The sequence below is a fragment of the Tateyamaria sp. genome, from assembly GCF_039945315.1.
Classification (GTDB): Bacteria; Pseudomonadota; Alphaproteobacteria; order Rhodobacterales; family Rhodobacteraceae; genus Tateyamaria.
In genome coordinates, this window is the sequence record NZ_JBDUXB010000063.1 from 131,162 (window position 1) to 146,981 (window position 15,820).

17 protein-coding genes and 1 pseudogene are annotated in these 15,820 nt (G+C 55.9%); 3 read left to right on the plus strand and 15 right to left on the minus strand.

Annotated features, from left to right (window positions below; all coding sequences use genetic code 11):
• Window positions 1–54: 54 nt before the first annotated feature.
• The 9 genes and pseudogenes from ABJD00_RS21865 to ABJD00_RS21905 form a co-directional block, all read right to left on the minus strand.
• Entirely contained in the window at window positions 55–729 is a 675-nt protein-coding gene (locus tag ABJD00_RS21865; RefSeq protein ID WP_413849298.1) for a calcium-binding protein, read from the minus strand.
• Window positions 686–2,374 (minus strand): M10 family metallopeptidase C-terminal domain-containing protein, encoded by a 1,689-nt coding sequence (locus ABJD00_RS21870; RefSeq protein ID WP_413849300.1) that lies wholly within the window; start codon window positions 2,372–2,374, stop codon window positions 686–688. Before ABJD00_RS21870 ends, ABJD00_RS21865 begins: the two co-directional genes overlap by 44 nt.
• Before the next feature lie 196 nt (window positions 2,375–2,570).
• Window positions 2,571–3,443, minus strand: a complete 873-nt coding sequence (rfbA, locus tag ABJD00_RS21875) for a glucose-1-phosphate thymidylyltransferase RfbA (protein WP_413849302.1) — start codon at window positions 3,441–3,443, stop codon at window positions 2,571–2,573.
• On the minus strand, window positions 3,440–4,291 hold the full coding sequence (gene rfbD, locus ABJD00_RS21880) for a dTDP-4-dehydrorhamnose reductase (protein WP_413849304.1): 852 nt from the start codon (window positions 4,289–4,291) through the stop codon (window positions 3,440–3,442). Before rfbD ends, rfbA begins: the two co-directional genes overlap by 4 nt.
• Entirely contained in the window at window positions 4,288–5,331 is a 1,044-nt protein-coding gene (gene rfbB, locus ABJD00_RS21885) for a dTDP-glucose 4,6-dehydratase (RefSeq protein WP_413849306.1), read from the minus strand. Before rfbB ends, rfbD begins: the two co-directional genes overlap by 4 nt.
• Window positions 5,328–5,888: a dTDP-4-dehydrorhamnose 3,5-epimerase gene (gene rfbC / locus ABJD00_RS21890; RefSeq protein ID WP_413849308.1), complete on the minus strand. Its 561-nt coding sequence runs from the start codon at window positions 5,886–5,888 to the stop codon at window positions 5,328–5,330. The genes rfbB and rfbC overlap by 4 nt, the downstream gene beginning before the upstream one ends.
• Window positions 5,889–6,062: 174 nt before the next feature.
• Window positions 6,063–6,656 carry a hypothetical protein gene (locus tag ABJD00_RS21895; protein WP_413849310.1) on the minus strand — a complete coding sequence of 198 codons (594 nt, stop codon included), beginning with the start codon at window positions 6,654–6,656 and terminating at the stop codon, window positions 6,063–6,065.
• A pseudogene (locus tag ABJD00_RS21900) lies at window positions 6,652–6,750 on the minus strand (chemotaxis protein MotB); the annotation flags it as partial. The gene ABJD00_RS21895 and the pseudogene ABJD00_RS21900, both read right to left, overlap by 5 nt.
• A gap of 105 nt (window positions 6,751–6,855) precedes the next feature.
• The gene (locus tag ABJD00_RS21905; RefSeq protein WP_413849312.1) at window positions 6,856–7,779 is read right to left on the minus strand and encodes a rhodanese-related sulfurtransferase; all 924 of its coding nucleotides are present in this window, start codon (window positions 7,777–7,779) and stop codon (window positions 6,856–6,858) included.
• Between the two features lie 246 nt (window positions 7,780–8,025).
• Between ABJD00_RS21905 and pncA the strand changes: the two genes are divergently transcribed.
• Complete coding sequence (pncA, locus tag ABJD00_RS21910) at window positions 8,026–8,622, plus strand: bifunctional nicotinamidase/pyrazinamidase (RefSeq protein WP_413849314.1); 597 nt, start codon at window positions 8,026–8,028, stop codon at window positions 8,620–8,622.
• A 3-nt stretch (window positions 8,623–8,625) separates the two neighbouring features.
• Here the strand turns inward: pncA and ABJD00_RS21915 are convergent, their stop codons facing one another.
• On the minus strand, window positions 8,626–9,243 hold the full coding sequence (locus ABJD00_RS21915; protein ID WP_413849316.1) for a hypothetical protein: 618 nt from the start codon (window positions 9,241–9,243) through the stop codon (window positions 8,626–8,628).
• A gap of 169 nt (window positions 9,244–9,412) precedes the next feature.
• Here ABJD00_RS21915 and pncB point away from each other — a divergent pair, with 169 nt between their 5' ends.
• A complete protein-coding gene (gene pncB / locus ABJD00_RS21920) occupies window positions 9,413–10,705 on the plus strand; it encodes a nicotinate phosphoribosyltransferase (RefSeq protein ID WP_413849318.1) in 1,293 nt (430 codons plus the stop codon).
• Between the two features lie 247 nt (window positions 10,706–10,952).
• Complete coding sequence (locus ABJD00_RS21925; RefSeq protein WP_413849320.1) at window positions 10,953–11,738, plus strand: hypothetical protein; 786 nt, start codon at window positions 10,953–10,955, stop codon at window positions 11,736–11,738.
• Here the strand turns inward: ABJD00_RS21925 and ABJD00_RS21930 are convergent.
• From ABJD00_RS21930 to mepA, 5 genes are all read right to left on the minus strand, one after another.
• A complete protein-coding gene (locus tag ABJD00_RS21930; protein WP_413849322.1) occupies window positions 11,704–12,624 on the minus strand; it encodes a DMT family transporter in 921 nt (306 codons plus the stop codon). The two genes, ABJD00_RS21925 and ABJD00_RS21930, sit on opposite strands and share 35 nt — an antisense overlap.
• A gap of 152 nt (window positions 12,625–12,776) precedes the next feature.
• Complete coding sequence (arfB, locus tag ABJD00_RS21935) at window positions 12,777–13,199, minus strand: alternative ribosome rescue aminoacyl-tRNA hydrolase ArfB (RefSeq protein WP_413849324.1); 423 nt, start codon at window positions 13,197–13,199, stop codon at window positions 12,777–12,779.
• Between the two features lie 249 nt (window positions 13,200–13,448).
• Window positions 13,449–14,078, minus strand: coding sequence for a queuosine precursor transporter (locus ABJD00_RS21940; protein ID WP_413849326.1), 630 nt, complete (start codon window positions 14,076–14,078; stop codon window positions 13,449–13,451).
• Between the two features lie 59 nt (window positions 14,079–14,137).
• On the minus strand, window positions 14,138–14,971 hold the full coding sequence (locus ABJD00_RS21945) for an esterase-like activity of phytase family protein (protein ID WP_413849327.1): 834 nt from the start codon (window positions 14,969–14,971) through the stop codon (window positions 14,138–14,140).
• On the minus strand, window positions 14,944–15,819 hold the full coding sequence (mepA, locus tag ABJD00_RS21950; RefSeq protein ID WP_413849329.1) for a penicillin-insensitive murein endopeptidase: 876 nt from the start codon (window positions 15,817–15,819) through the stop codon (window positions 14,944–14,946). The genes ABJD00_RS21945 and mepA overlap by 28 nt, the downstream gene beginning before the upstream one ends.
• Window position 15,820: the final 1 nt, after the last annotated feature.

Below are 15,820 nucleotides of genomic sequence, written 5' to 3' on the forward strand. Positions count from 1 at the left end.
GTTAATTTCCAGTAACCACGGTCCACTTTTGGACCAACTAGAGTAGCTTGTGCGTCAGAAGATAAAGTCGAGCGCGTCGAGGTCTGACAGGACCACGTTTGACAAGGTGATTGAAGAGCTCAAACCTGTCGTGATGACGACATAGCTGCCGACTTGGATAGCGGCCCCGCCGCCGCTGTCACCAAGATCCAGATCGCCTAGGCTGGTTAACGCGCTAACACCACGCAGATCGATCTTTTCAAAATCATTCAGCGCACTGACGTCTCCGATTGTGTCGTCGCCATGCCCGTCTTCGAACACGAATGTGTCGGCGTTGAAACGTCCAAACATTTCGTCATCGCCGGCTCCTCCGTCGAGCGTGTCGAATCCGGACCCGCCATTAAGTGTGTCATTGTCTGCTCCGCCACTCAGCAGGTCGTCTCCGCTGCCACCAAAAAAGTTGTCATGTCCTGCCTCGCCATACAGAGAATCGTTGCCACCATCACCAAAGAGGCCGTCATTTCCGTCTCCCCCTTCGGCCAGATCGTCGTTGGCGCCGCCAAACAGGCGGTCAAGACCGAGGTCGCCCCGCAGGATGTCATTGCCATCTCTCCCATAGAGGTTGTCTGCCTGATGGCCGCCGTCGAGCAGATCGTCCCCTGCTCCACCGTCCAGCAGGTCAAAGCCGCCGTCGCCAACGATGGTGTCATTGCCCTCTTCGCCCCAAAGCCCGTCGACGGTGTTGCCCACGTTGGCCCCCCCCACTGATCCAATCATCGCCATCACCTCCATAGACGCGGTCTGCGGTAGATCCGGCGAGGATACGGTCATCGCCGTTCCCGCCTTGTATCTGGTCAAAGCCGTCGCCGCCTTCCAACTGGTCTGCACCATCGCCGCCCATCAATGAATCAGCGCCATTCCCACCGATCAGTGTGTCATCGCCAGTCCCACCATCGATGGTGTCAAACCCGATGCCGCCCAACACTGAGTCGTTGCCGGCTCCGGCCGTGGTATTGTCGTTTCCGACCCCAAGATCAATTGTGTTGGCGGCGTCATTACCAGTGACGTCATCCGCTCCGTCGCCGAGTATGGCGTTTTCAATGACGGTTCCGCGGGCGATGCCCATCACGCCAATCAAGTTGCCAAAGTCCGAGAATGCCCCGGCCCGCAGGTCAAGGCGGGCGGTATCCGTCATATAACTGAGGTCGATCATGTCGCTGCCGCCCTGATCGTAGAGGGTGAAAGCCACGGTACTTCTGGATACTTCGGGCGAGGTTGCACCGCCTGCCAGCCAGTCAAAGACAGAATCTAGGTAGTTCCCAAGGTTCGAACCTGCGCCATAGACCGTATTGCCCGCCGTGACGCTATCTGCGTCAGGCGCGCCATAAATGTGCTGGATCGCCAGAATATCGACCATCATGGGAGTTGTTACAAAAGCGTAGCTTGCGGTTATAGAAGTATTTTCTGTTTGGCTGAAATACGACATGACCGATATTTGCCAGCTGTCTTCGGCGAAAGTTTCGTCAGTGCCATAGTTCGCATTGCCATTGTAGTCGCCCTGATGGCCTAGGCCGATCGCATGGCCGATTTCGTGCAAGTAGGTCTGGAAGCTGTAGCTGTCGATCGAGGTGCCGTATGTGCTGACCCAGTTGGTGGAAATATTCATCTCGACACCACTGCTAGACCCAGAGCTGGGCGCGTAGGCGAATGCGCCGCCTAACTCATCATCCATGGTGATCATCTCGCCCCAGGTGACGATCTGAAAGTCCAGATTGGCGACCATTTCCCACGCATCCATCGCCCAACGGGCTAGTTGCTGCGCTGCTGCAGTTAACCCGGCAATGCTGACGGTGATGACGTTGGACTGGCTGGTGTCAAAGCTGATCTCCCTGTTTCCCCAGAAGCCTTCGGAAAGGTACAGTGCCATGTCGTCCAGAGTGCTGGCAGGAGCCGGCGTTGGCGTAGTGGCAGTTTCATCAGTGACGGTGAGGGTGTATGTGCCGGTCTGCGTCGAAAACGCATCCGCCACCACATAATAAGTGCCGGAGGCACCTGGTTCGAACTCAAGCAGTGAAAATAGCCCTCGGCCACCATCGTCATTGGCCGCAACTTGATTGCCATCAGCGTCAAACAGTCGAACCAATGGGTCGCTCAACGACCCGCCGTCCAAAGCGATTTCATAGGTTACGCCGGCTGTCAGGTTGATCGCTACCCAATCTTCATCACCGCTTTCTGATAAGGTTCCCGAAAACGTATCTCTGACTGCCATGCCGTTTGTGGTCGCAATACCGTCAATTGCATTTGGGTCTTCGGTCAGGTTCGCAAATGCCAGGTCGGCCCCGTCCTCGTGACGCATGGGATCAAAGGTACGGGTGGCGAAACAGATCGAACACATGTGGTCGAGGCCCTTATGACAGTCAAAAACAAGGAAGCTTGACCGTCGACCTCACGCAGAAATCGGGCGCAAATTTGGCAGTTGGGGTCGTGAAATCCCAACGATTTAAGACAAACGTTTTGCGTCTATTGTGATAGCGAGCTTTGTTCGTGGCACCATAGTCAAAGTGCGAGGCGCAGTTCAGTGAGCCCCGTGGTCAGTCCAAAAGACCGTTCAGATAAGTGCCATAGTCGTTCTTGGAAAACAGGGCGGCACGTTTTTGCAGGTCTTCCTTGCTGATCCAGCCGCTCTCGAATGCGATCTCTTCGAGGCAGCCGGTCTGCAATCCTTGCCGGTTGGTCAGAGTCCGTACAAAGTTGCTTGCGTCTAAAAGGCTGCCATGGGTGCCTGTGTCCAGCCACGCATATCCGCGCCCCATCCGGTTCACGCGTAGCTGGCCTTCCGCAAGATACATCTCGAGAAGTGTGGTGATTTCAAGCTCACCCCGTTCAGAAGGCTTTACGGCGCGCGCCCGCTCCGGCGCATCAGAGTCGAGGAAGTAGAGCCCCGTAACCGCGTAGTTCGACGGTGGGATGTCCGGTTTTTCTATGATTTTCCGTGCTGTTCCATCGTCGTCAAATCCGACCACACCATAACGCTCCGGGTCAGAGACGTGATACCCGAACACAGTGCCACCTTTGGTTTGAGTATCGGCATCTGCCAGCAAATCGGGCAGTCCATGCCCGAAGAAGATATTGTCCCCCAGAACCATCGCTGACGGTGCGCCATCAAGAAAGTCTTCTGCCAAAACATAGGCTTGGGCAAGACCGTCGGGTGAGGGCTGTACGATATACGTCAGCGAGATTCCCCATTGGCTACCGTCTCCGAGGGTCCGCTTGAACTGATCCTGGTCCTGCGGAGTAGCGATCATCGCGATGTCTCGGATGCCTGCCAACATTAGCACAGAGATTGGATAGTAGATCATCGGCTTGTCGTAGATGGGCAGGAGCTGTTTGGAGACACCCATCGTGATTGGGTACAGTCGCGTGCCCGATCCACCTGCCAGAATGATCCCTTTGCGTTTGGTCATGATGCAGCCTCTAGCTCTTTAATGGTGTCGATTAGGCCAACGCGCCAGTCAGGGCGCTTGATGCCAAAGGTGTCTGTCAGGGATGCACAGTTCATCCGTGAGTTTGCCGGTCGTGCAGCAGGTGTCGGATAGGCCGATGTCGGAATTTCGGTCACAACACAGTCGATATTGGCCACCTCAAAGATGGCCCGCGCAAAATCTGCCCATGAACAGTCTGGGCCGCCAGAAAAATGATAGGTGCCAGAAGCATCGCGGTTACTGATCAGGTGCGTTGCCATGTTGTGGCAAGCCTTGGCAATGTCGCGTGCAGGGGTTGGTCCGCCGGTCTGGTCGGCGACAATGGTCAGTGCCTCGCGTTCGGCCCCAAGGCGGAGCATCGTTTTGACAAAGTTGGCGCCGTGCGCGGAAAACACCCATGATGTGCGCAGGATTGCATGGGTCGCCTCGGATTGACGTACCCCGTTTTCGCCGATCAGCTTGGAACGTCCGTATGCGCCAAGGGGGGCGGTTACATCCTGCGGTGCCCACGGTTTGGTGCCGGTGCCGTTGAACACATAATCTGTCGAGATGTGGATCATCGGAATGCCTAATTCGGCGCAGGCGGCGGCCATTGCAGTTGGCGCATGACCGTTGATTGTTGTTGCAAGCGCTTCTTCGCTTTCGGTGCGATCTACTGCTGTATACGCGGCGGCGTTGATAACGGCGTCGGGTGCGTGGGTGAGAATCGCTTGTGCACAGGCTCGCGGATCGGTCAGGTCAGCCACATCGCGCCCCAAACACAATGTATCCGACAGGGCTGCCAATTCAGTCGATACCTGCCCGGTTGATCCAAAGACGAGGATCGTCATGTACCTGTGCCCAGCCGCTGGCCGACGCCCGAGCGATCCTGCAAGGCGCGCCACCACGCCTCATTTTCAAGATACCAATGCACAGTGCGGCGCAGTCCATCTTCGACCGTCACCGAGGGGGACCAGCCCAGTTCGGTGCGGATGCGCGTTGGATCGATGGCATAGCGCGCATCGTGGCCGGGCCTATCGGTCACAAATGTGATTTGATCGGCGTAGGACCCTGACGCTTTGGGCTGCACCTCATCTAGAATCGCGCATAGCGTATTGACGAGTTCGAGGTTCGACCGCTCGTTTTCCCCACCGATGTTATAGGACCGACCGACCTCACCTTTTTGCACCACAAGCAACAGCGCGTCCGCGTGATCCTCGACATATAGCCAGTCGCGCACGTTCGACCCGTCGCCGTAGATCGGCAGCGCCTTACCCGCCAGCGCATTGAGGATAATGACCGGGATCAGCTTTTCGGGGAAATGGTAGGGGCCATAGTTATTCGAGCAGTTGGTCAGGATGACAGGCAGGCCATAGGTTTCACACCATGCACGGACCAGATGGTCGGACGAGGCCTTTGAGGCAGAATAGGGACTGCGCGGGTCATAAGGTGTGTCTTCAGTGAACATGCCCGTGGGTCCAAGTGAGCCAAACACTTCGTCCGTGGAGATGTGATGGAACCGGAAATCAGCGGGACGGCCTGCCTGTTCCCAATAGCTGCGCGTGGCCTCAAGAAGGTGGAAGGTGCCCATGACGTTTGTGTCGATGAAGGTGCCTGGACCATCGATGGATCGATCCACATGGCTTTCGGCCGCCAGATGCATGATGGCGTCGGGTTGGTGCGTATTTAGAATGGCGTCGAGCGCTGCGCGGTCCCGAATATCAGCCTCTACAAAGGTGTAGTTGGGATCATCCGAAACCGGCGCGACATTCTCAAGGCAGGCTGCATATGTCAGCGCATCAAGATTGACGACATGGTGACCTGCGGCGACGGCCTGACGCACCACTGCCGACCCGATAAACCCAGCGCCGCCTGTGACCAAAAGTTTCATTGTGGAGCCTCATAAATGAAGGGGCTGTCAAAATCCGCCAGCGCGTGAGCCGCAGCGTCCTTGTCCGACAGGATTGGCTCGCCCATCACGCCCCAGTCAATTCCGCAACTGTCCCATGCCACTGCACCATCGGCAGCCACATCGTAGTAATCCGAGCATTTGTAGATAATTTCGGTGTCCGGTTCGCGGGTGGCAAAGCCGTGAAGAAACCCTTCAGGGATCAAAAGTTGAAGACCGTTGTCAAAGCTCAGTTCATAACCGACCCAAGCGCCATAAGTAGGTGATCCACGCCGGACGTCGACGGCGACGTCAAACAATGCCCCGCGGCCGCAGCGCACCAATTTGGCTTGTGCTGATGGAGGGGCCTGAAAATGGAGACCGCGGACGGTGCCAACTGCGCCGGACATCGAATGGTTGTCTTGAACAAAGTCAGTGTAAATACCGTGACCTGCGAAGACCTTCTTGTTCCAGCTTTCGCTGAAAAACCCACGTTCATCTCCGAATCTGCGCGGTTCGATCAGCAGGACGCCTGGCAATGCAGTCTCGGTAATATTCACGAGGGAAGACCCTTTGTTATGCAGGCTGGCGCATAGCAAAGAGGTGGTTGGTTGTCACGGTGGATGTGATTTGGAGCTCAAGAAAATGGCGCTGTGCCGCTCTTTTGTCGAGGATCATGCATAAGACTAAACATATTTGCGCAGGCCAATATTTGTAGACCTGCGCCAACCGTTTTATTTACCAAGGGTCGACATCGTAAACGTGCGATCTGATCCCAACCGGTTTTCAAGATACATGCGCGGTTTCGCGCCCAAAGCGTCGACGGATATGCTGATCGCATCGTCCAACCCTGTTGTGCCGTCCAGCGGTCCAGTCAGAAAATTCAAGCTACCCGTTGGGCTTGTGAACATCGCGGCCAGATTGCTGGCCCCAGTCAATGCACCCGTGATCGAAAACAGATAGAACTGCCCCGCCAGATCAAGCGAGAGCCACATCATGATACGCGCCGGATCGGAAAATGGTATGTCAAAGCCATATGCCGCATCATCCGCGATGAAGACTTCATCAAAGTAGCATTTGCCTTGCGGGAAGCGGACCGCGCCGTCGGTGGCATCAGCCACAAGGGCCGTGTTGAACAGTGCGCCGTTGGACGACACTTTGACTGCGAAATCATCATTGCCGACGGTACCCATCTCAGCCCGACCGGAAAACCCGGTTTGGAACAAAAGGCTGGCGGTATCGGCCTGACCGTTCTTGTTCAGCTTGAGTTGGTGACCGCCGCCTACATTGTTCAGAAGGGTGGCTGGAGCCGACACGCTAAGACGCATAAGCCACCTTCCAGGCGCCACCGTGGTGGCCCCCCCCGCCGGAGACTTTCTTGCGCTTGATGATGATTGGCCGCACATTGGCTTGCACGCTCATATCCCACACCTCATTTTCACCCGAGGCTGGTATTACCGCGACAGAGTTTCACGGTTGTTAACAAATACAATTGTGCCGATTTCGCGGATCAGGACGTGCGCTGGGCTAACTTTTGTCCGGGACCATTTTGCCGGTCAGGTGATCCGTCCCGCGGGCTTTAGCGAGCATGACTTGTTTTTGGCGTTCGCGAAACCGAGCTTTGTCTTGCTCCGACGTTTCACGAGCACAGTGATGGCAGCTTACCCCTTGTTCATACTCAGGGCGGTCACGATCGGCAGGCAGGATTGGCCGGCGACATGCATGGCAAAGCATATGCGGTCCCACTTCCAGTCCGTGTCCAACGCTGACTCTGCCGTCAAAGACAAAGCATTCGCCTTGCCATGAACTGTCTTCCTGCGGCACCTCTTTGAGGTACTTAAGAATGCCACCTTTGAGATGGTAGACATCATCTATGCCTTGGCCGAGCAGGTAGTTGGTGGATTTTTCGCAGCGGATACCGCCGGTGCAGAACATCGCCACTTTTTTGTTGTGAAAGCGGTGTTTGTTTGCCTCCCACCATGCGGCGAATTCGCCAAAGCTAGCCGTTTCAGGATCTATGGCGCCCTCAAAGGTTCCAATGGCGACTTCGTAGTCGTTGCGAGTGTCGATCACGGCCACGTCGTCACGCCCGATCAAGTCGTTCCAATCTGAAGCTTCGACATAGTGACCTGTGCGAGCGGCCGGATCCACGTCAGGTTGGCCCATGGTCACGATCTCTCGCTTAAGGCGTACCTTCATTTTGCCGAATGGTGGCGTCGGGCTGTGGCTTTCTTTCCATTCAAGATCTGCGCAGCCGGGCAGGGCGCGGATATGGGTCAGCACGGCATCGATTCCGGCGCGTGAGCCGGCGATCGTGCCGTTGATCCCCTCTGGCGCGAGCAACAGAGACCCGGTCACGTCCTGCGCCTGACACAACGCCAGCAGCGGCGGCTTCAGCGCGGACGGATCCGCAAAGCGGGTAAAGTGGTAGAGAGCTGCGATTATGAACATGCGCGCTCAGATACGCTCGTGTGCCAAGCCCTGCAAGCCTCTCGGCGTTGCGCAGGTGCCAAAAGGAGCGGACCATGGTGGGAAGTCTGTAAGTCGCGCAATGGCGCGTTTGATTTGTGTTCTCAGGTAAACGAAGGCACGGCGCATCCGGGGAACCTCAAAAATGACGCCGGACGCTGGTTATCTGCTTTTCTGCGGTCCTTATTTGGGACTAGTCTTGTGCAAAATCCCGAAAGAGAGTTGCCAATGACCAACGCGCTGATCGTGATCGACGTCCAGAATGACTTTTGTCCCGGGGGCGCGCTAGCCGTGCCTGAGGGTGACGAAATAGTGCCGGGTATCAACGCTCTGATGGAACGGGCAGATGCGGTTGTCCTCACGCAAGACTGGCATCCTGCTGGTCATTCTTCGTTTGCCAGTAGCCACCAAAGGGCCGCTCCCTATGAGGTGATTGATATGCCTTACGGGCCGCAGGTTTTGTGGCCGGATCACTGCATCCAGGGTTCGACCGGAGCCGCGTTCCACAGTGACTTGAACGTAAACCGCGCTGACATGATTGTACGCAAAGGATATCGACCGTCGATCGACAGTTATTCTGCGTTTTTTGAGAACGATCAAAAGACCCCAACGGGGCTTGAGGGATATCTGCGCACGCGCGGGATCACTCAGCTGATACTGGTCGGACTGGCGACGGATTTCTGCGTAAACTTCTCGGCGGTAGATGCAGCCAAGCTGGGGTTTGAAGTGACAGTCAGGTCGGATTTATGCCGCGCCATTGATCTGAATGGATCTTTGGGCGCAGCACAAGAAGGAATGAAGGCCGCGGGCGTAACGCTGGATTGAGGTTCAAGCTGGCTTCAGCTTGTTCACCTCTTTGACCAACTCGGTAACCTGCTTGGCCTCTGCCTTAAGCATCTTGACGGATTTCTTGATCAACGCCTTTGCCTTTTTAACACCATTGGAAATACCACTGACCTGTGTGATCCACTTGAAAATGAGCTGAAGCATCATCTTCATCTTATCGATAACCGTTAGGATCGTTTCGATCGGATTCAGGATGACCATTACCTCATGCACCTTTGTGACGATGAGGCGGAATACTTTTGCCAGTCGAGCGACCATCGCCTTGATCGCCTTAAAAACCTTTTCCGGGAACTTCATGGACTTCTTAATGAAGGCGAGCATTTTCGTCGCCATTTTGATCGCGACTATCGTGTTCTTTTCGACGAATGCCACAATCTGAAGCAGTTTTTGCCCTGCCTTGATCACGCTATCAACGGCCGCTTTGCCCACTGTTTGGGCGATCTCCTTCGCTGATTTCTTGAGGTTCACCAGAAACCCTTTGAGAGACATCATCACCGGTTTGATTTTGATCAGGACGTTACGAAAGAACTCAAGTAGTCGCGCGTGAATGCGTGCAACCTTGGTCTGGACAGGAATGAGGGGGTTTTCGGCCTCAGCCATGATTTTTACCTTTCAAAGAACGTCTAAAAAAATGGTCGTCAAATGAATGTGGAACAAAACTGCAGCGAAATAGCAAAAAATGCAAGTTGACCTATGTTTTGCAGGGCACTTGCCCCTGACCTTGCGAGTTGGCACAACGGCATCGCGCTTAGACGGAAAAGAGCCCGATATGGTCGACATTGCCACCCGAGTCTGGAACCACAAGTGGAAGATCGATCCGATTGTACGCTCGTTGATAGACACGGATTTTTATAAGTTGCTGATGTGCCAGTCAGTGTTTCGCAACAAGCCTGATACACAGGTGACCTTCAGCCTGATTAACCGATCAAAGCACGTTCCCTTGGCTCAACTGATTGATGAAGGTGAGTTGCGTGAGCAGTTGGACCACATTCGCTCGTTATCGCTAAGCCGGGGGGAAAGCACGTGGATGCGTGGGAACACATTTTACGGCAAGCGCCAGATGTTCACCCCTGAGTTCATGGATTGGTTCGAAGCCTTGCGCTTGCCGCCATACCATTTGGAGAGGCGCGGAGATCAGTACGAGCTGACCTTTGAGGGGTCATGGCCCGAAGTCATGTTGTGGGAAATTCCGGCCCTTGCGGTACTGATGGAGTTGCGGGGGCGCGCGGTTCTGAACACGATGGGTCGGTTTGAGTTGCAGGTGCTTTATGCCCGCGCGATGACCAAACTATGGGAAAAGATTGAGCGCCTGCGCACACTTGAAGGTCTGCGTCTGGCTGATTTTGGTACGCGGCGGCGGCACAGTTTCCTTTGGCAGGATTGGTGCGTGCAGGCGATGGGCGAGGGGTTAGGGAGTGCTTTTGCTGGCACGTCCAACTGTCTGATCGCCAAGAACCGCGATCTTGAGGCCATTGGCACCAACGCCCACGAGTTGCCGATGGTCTATTCTGCACTGGCCGAGGATGATACGGCACTTGCCCACGCTCCGTACGATGTTCTGAGTGATTGGCAAGAGGAACATGATGGCAATCTGCGTGTCATCCTGCCGGACACCTATGGCACCAAGGGATTTCTGGATGCTGCCCCCGACTGGCTGGCTGGCTGGACCGGCATCCGCATTGACAGCGGCGATCCGGCGACAGGGGCGGAGACAGCGATCAACTGGTGGAAGGCACGTGGCGAGGATCCGCGTGACAAGCTGGTGATATTTTCGGATGGATTGGATGCCGACAAGATCATCGAACTCCACAACCAGTTTTCAGACCGTGTGCGGGTATCCTTTGGTTGGGGAACCATGCTGACCAATGATTTCAAAGGGTTGACCAACGATGACCGTTTGGCACCATTTTCTTTGGTCTGCAAGGCTGTGTCGGCCAACGGAAACGCCACCGTGAAGCTTTCGGACAACCCCAACAAGGCGATGGGACCAGACTCAGAAGTTGCGCGTTACAAGCGCGTGTTTAGGCTCGGGGAACAGTCGCCAATGGTTGTCGAAGTTTAAGCAAAGTTCTGAAAAACGGATATAACCCCAGTCCTTTTTGCGACAGGCGTGTTTTGGTAGGGCTGATTGATAGGTCAGACCAGCAAGAGACGTGCCCGTTTCGCGCGCATAAGGCCTGTGGTCGTTAGAACACACATTTTCGAAACAAGGCAATTGTGGCCGGATCTGGGCAGTTTGCCCCAAAGTGGCCACAATTGCTTCCTACGCCTCAGCCAACAAAAATACAAAAATATCTGAGGCAGGCAAAATGAAACGTATTCCTATTCTATTTTCGTCATTGTCCGTGATGGCGATTGTGGGGGCATGTGCCCCAGCCAATGAAATCACCACTCGAGCCGAACTGGACCCGTTGAGCTTTCGTGAGGACCCGAACGCGTCCGCGATCGAAATTCAGGCAGACGCGTTACAGCAAATGACAGATCAATTGGCACAGGACTCGGCATTGCCGCGTGCATACAACAGCGCGCTTGTGTCCTGCGGGGTTGCGATCTTTGCTCCAGCCAAGGCGGCGGGATGTAATCTTGGTGGCGAGCGTCGCGCGATGCTTGGGAGCGACCGTGAGGTTGAACTGGTTCCAGCAGTTGCCCTTGTGGACAACATTCAAGACATCAGCGGGCAAATGGATGCCGTTGAAACAGGTTTGCCTGCGTTGATTGCAGAGCAGGACGCAGAACTCGCCGACCTGAGCGCGCGTCGCGACGCAGGTGTGGTTTCAGAGTCGACATTCAACGCAGAGGTCGCTGCGATTAATGAGATCCGCACACGGTTGGACAGTGCTCTTGCCCTGACTGCGACACAAGCTGAACAGGCTAACTTCAATATGCAAACTGCCAGCGAACGTGGGCAGGTCGGGCTTGATTGGCATCTGAGCGCGACGGCTGAACTGGCCCGCGAAGCACAAGTGGCACGCGCCCAGCTTGGATTGCTTGAACAGTCAGGGCCTGTTGTACAGGACTTTGTCGCCTCTAGCGCGCCGGTCTACGTCTCCGCAGAACACCTTAGTTTCCGGCCGCGTCCGGGCGAGTTGCGCTGATACGACTACGATGGCGTTCACGCCAGATGATCAAAAGCCCCCCGGCGGCGATAAGTAGTGCGCCGGGGAACAGCGCATCCCATGGTGTTTCGCCAAAAAACAGCCAGCCCAGCAGGAATGCTAACGGGATGCCGAAATAGCTGAACGGAGCAAGGTTGCTCGGCTCAGTCATGCGGTAGCTGATCACTAGCAATAAAACCGCCGTGCCGCCAAAGGCACCCATGGCTGCGATCCACCCCAGATCACTCCAGCTTGCAATCGGACTGAACCCGCCAAAGGCCAGAGCCAGTATGATGGCCCCGAAAAGTGCAGCAACCGATGAGTAGAGGTTGACCAAAGGGCTGGGTACGTCGTCGTCCATCTGCCGCGCCTGAACTGTAACAAGTGCATAAAAGGCCGCAGCTGCCAGGGGTAAGAGGGCAACGGGCGTGAATGCATCCGATCCCGGCTTCATCACGAGAACGACACCGACGAAACCGATCAGAACCGCGCTCCAACGAACCCAGCCAACTTTTTCCCCAAGCAGCGGTACGGCCAGGGCAGTCATAAACAGCGCGTTAGCATAGGTGATGGTAGACGCCGTGGCAAAGGCCATTAGCCCAAGCGACATGTAGAAAAACAGTTGTGCAAACGTCACAACAGCCCCTCGCATTAGTGCCAGTTTCCATTGGCGGATGCGAAGTCGCCGCCCCGCATTATGCCATTTCCGGGAGAGAACCAGCGCAATCACAGCAGGGATGATCCCGAACAGATTGCGCCATGCCGACAATTCCGCCGCCGTGTACGTAACCGACAAATGTTTGATCACTAGGCCCATTGCGTCAAATAAGGTTAGGGCAAGAAGGCTGAGAACAATGGCCAGTCCGGTACGGTCGTTAGGGCGCAAGGGGGACTCAATTTGATGAGAGAACGTTTGGGGCGACGTTACGCTGTTTGCCGCCGGTGTCACGCGGCGAGTGCGCAATCACAGTTTCTGGAAGGTGATTATGGATACCAAATTGCGAACAAACGGTCTGATAACGCGTTTTTATCGCTGCACTAACTTTCGGGGTCCACGCGGCCACGCATCGCTTTGACTTCTCCCCGCACTTTCTTGGCTTTCAGTCTGCGCTTCTTCGACCCCAAAGTCGGACGTGTAGCGATCCGCTTTTTGGGTGCGACCAGCGCCTTTTCGATCAGTTCTGCCAACCTTTTACGCGCAATGTCGCGGTTGCGCGCCTGCGATCGCGTTTCATCGCACTGGATTATGACAGCGCCTTCTTGCGTCCAGCGCCGACCCGCCAAACGTTTGAGCCGGGTTTTGACGGGGCCGGGAAGCGAAGGAGAACGCTCTGCTTCGAAGCGCAATTCGACGGCTGTCGCCACCTTGTTCACATTCTGTCCGCCGGGTCCTGACGCACGCATAAAGCTTTCGCTCAGTTCCCAGTCCTCGATCGCAATGGTGTCGTTGATCCGCAACATGTCGCACTGATACCGCCTTGGGCAGCATAGAAAAAGGGCCGCCCTGTCAGGCGGCCCTTCTCGAAATGTTTCGGAGGTTGTATCGGTTAGGTCAACCGACCAACTTGGCGGCCTGCACCGCGCGGGGCTGCCCTAGCAGGCGACCTCCCAAGTTGTTCCGACACCTCTCTCCAATACCTTTCTTGACACTGGATCACCTCCTTTTCATTTGTTGAACTCACCCACAGCTTTGCACAGCCGTGGGATAAGTCAACGCATTTCGGCAGGTGCGGTAACGCGCGCAGTGATTGCCCGGAAAGGTGCCAACGCAATAAGCGCCAGCGTGAGTTTTACGGCCCAGTCAGCGATAGCAAGAGAGACCCAAAGCGGTGCCATCGGGCCGAAACCAAGGATCGGGAGGACTTCACCCGCCCAAGATACGTCATTGCCCGGCTCGAGGAAGGCGAGGCTGGCGGAGAATGCGATGGTGAAGAAAAGTGCTGTATCGACAGTGCTGCCGATCAGTGTCGAGACCAGTGGCGCCTTCCACCACGCGCCGTTGCGCAGGGCGGAAAAGATGCCCACGTCCAGCATCTGTGCAGTCAAAAACGCAAGTCCTGATCCAATGGCGATGCGGAAGGTTACAAGTGGCCCGAATTCACCCATAATCTGCGTACCGATCAGCGAACAGAAAACGCCAACGATAAAGCCGACAAAGACAACGGTGCGCGCAGGTCCCGCGCCATATACGCGGTTCATGATGTCGGTCACCAGAAAAGCGAGCGGATAGGTGAACGCCCCCCAGGTCAGCCAGTTGCCGAACAGATATTGGACGAGGATGTTGGAGGCCACCACGATGGCGGCCATGGCAATAATGCCGGGAAGGTGTGCACGTGTCATGTCATATGCCCGTTTTTGCAAGGTTGCGGCGACTTGGTTCGGATCCGAACTCGGGCCTCTTAGTCGCAGGTGGCGCCGCCTGCAAGCGTTTCCGTCAAGGCGTATTCTACCAGCTCGCTGGTCTGTACTGACAGAAAGTTGTCATCCGACACCATGGATAAACACGTCGCCCCGCTGCGTGACGTCCAGACTGAAAGTCCTTCGAGGTTGTCATGCGTGCCTAGTCTCGTCTCCAAAATTGTTTCTTCGGTTGGCTCTGGCACATCGAGGGTGACGCGCCGAATGCGTGTTCGAAATCCTAGGGCGGAAAAGGCGCGTTCCAGAACATATAGCTGTCCATCCGGGCCGACATCTGCCCCGGTGGGCTGGAAGCCGCCGATGCGAGGTAAATATGCGGCGATGTCCCATATCTCGTCTCTGTAGCGGTATATCGGGAAGGTGCCCGAGCGTTTGTGCGGGTTTTCTGGCAGGGTAAGCAGCGCGCCATCTGGTGTTATAGCCAGTGCTTCCAGTGCGCCGTTTGATGGAAGTGCGTAGAATTCACGCGGACTATGCAAAACCTCCCCGTCCAAAGTGCTGATACTGGCAGGGTCTTCATAACTTAGGAACGTTGAATTGTCGCTGATGGCCAGCCCCTCAATATCCCACGCCGGATAGGGCAGTTTTACGGATGCGATATCGATGATCCGGCCCCCGTCTTTTGTCCGCTCGATCGTGAAACGGTGCCCTGTCCCACGATCTGACAGCACAAAGGCGGCCTGACCGTCCTGCTCTACCTCGATTGCGGATACACCGCCCAGACCATCCAGCGGAATGGTCCGCAGAAAAGTGAGAGGGTCGGCCAGCGACGCGGAGGCAGAGAGGATCAGCGCGACGCTAAGACGCCAGCGCATTGTTGTGGCAAGTCCGCGACACGCAATTCACGGCGCGGTTTTGGGGCAGGGGCATTCGGATCACGCGGCCGGGGTGCGGGCGGGTTGAGGATGTCATCCACCCATTTCTGTGCATCTGCGCAGCCATCTCCGCGTGGCGGTGGGTCTTGATTGACGCACCCACGCGCGCCACGTGGGCAGGCTAGGCGAACATGGAAATGATAGTGATGCCCGTACCAAGGTCGGATCTTGCGCAACCAGCGTCGGTCCCCCTTTGCGTCCTTGCACATCTGAACTTTGGCACCCGGAAACACGAAAATGCGGGCCGTACGCTTGTCTTTGGCCGCTGCCTTGATGATGCGATGATGCGCGCGGCTCCAGTTGTCATTCACGAATGCGCCCTTGGCCCGGCGTAGCGAGATGGAGGAAATGTTTTCTCGGGTGTTGCGGCTTAGGTTGATGCGCGAGGCGGGCAGCATCCAGATATCGATATCTAAACCCAACTGGTGGCTGCGGTGCCCTGACAACATCGGCCCACCACGTGGCTGACTGATATCTCCGATATAGAGACCTTTCCAACCCGGTTGTTTGGCGGCCACCTTTGACAGGTCTTTGACAAAATCTACTGCCTGTGGATGACCCCAGTTGCGGTTGCGCGACAGACGCATTGCTTGCCATGTGGGGCCGGTTTCCGCCAGTTGTTCCGCCCCTGCGATACATCCTTTTGAATAACTGCCAAAAGGCGCCGATTTTTGAGCAGATGCGGCACGCTTGGCCCCAAATTCCTGCTTTGCTAGTGGCTGCGCTCCAGCGGGCACAGCTAATAGGAGTGCAAAGATCAAGGCGAGGGAATTTCGGATGATGGCCATT

Coding starts and splice junctions, on each gene's coding strand:
- ABJD00_RS21925 (WP_413849320.1), top strand. CDS start 10,953: ATGAAACGTATTCCTATTCTATTTTCGTCATTGTCCGTGATGGCGATT.
- ABJD00_RS21905 (WP_413849312.1), bottom strand. CDS start 7,779: ATGTTCATAATCGCAGCTCTCTACCACTTTACCCGCTTTGCGGATCCG.
- mepA (WP_413849329.1), bottom strand. CDS start 15,819: ATGGCCATCATCCGAAATTCCCTCGCCTTGATCTTTGCACTCCTATTA.
- arfB (WP_413849324.1), bottom strand. CDS start 13,199: ATGTTGCGGATCAACGACACCATTGCGATCGAGGACTGGGAACTGAGC.
- pncA (WP_413849314.1), top strand. CDS start 8,026: ATGACCAACGCGCTGATCGTGATCGACGTCCAGAATGACTTTTGTCCC.
- ABJD00_RS21870 (WP_413849300.1), bottom strand. CDS start 2,374: ATGTGTTCGATCTGTTTCGCCACCCGTACCTTTGATCCCATGCGTCAC.
- rfbD (WP_413849304.1), bottom strand. CDS start 4,291: ATGACGATCCTCGTCTTTGGATCAACCGGGCAGGTATCGACTGAATTG.
- pncB (WP_413849318.1), top strand. CDS start 9,413: ATGGTCGACATTGCCACCCGAGTCTGGAACCACAAGTGGAAGATCGAT.
- ABJD00_RS21940 (WP_413849326.1), bottom strand. CDS start 14,078: ATGACACGTGCACACCTTCCCGGCATTATTGCCATGGCCGCCATCGTG.
- ABJD00_RS21945 (WP_413849327.1), bottom strand. CDS start 14,971: ATGCGCTGGCGTCTTAGCGTCGCGCTGATCCTCTCTGCCTCCGCGTCG.
- rfbB (WP_413849306.1), bottom strand. CDS start 5,331: ATGAAACTTTTGGTCACAGGCGGCGCTGGGTTTATCGGGTCGGCAGTG.
- rfbA (WP_413849302.1), bottom strand. CDS start 3,443: ATGACCAAACGCAAAGGGATCATTCTGGCAGGTGGATCGGGCACGCGA.
- ABJD00_RS21915 (WP_413849316.1), bottom strand. CDS start 9,243: ATGGCTGAGGCCGAAAACCCCCTCATTCCTGTCCAGACCAAGGTTGCA.
- ABJD00_RS21895 (WP_413849310.1), bottom strand. CDS start 6,656: ATGCGTCTTAGCGTGTCGGCTCCAGCCACCCTTCTGAACAATGTAGGC.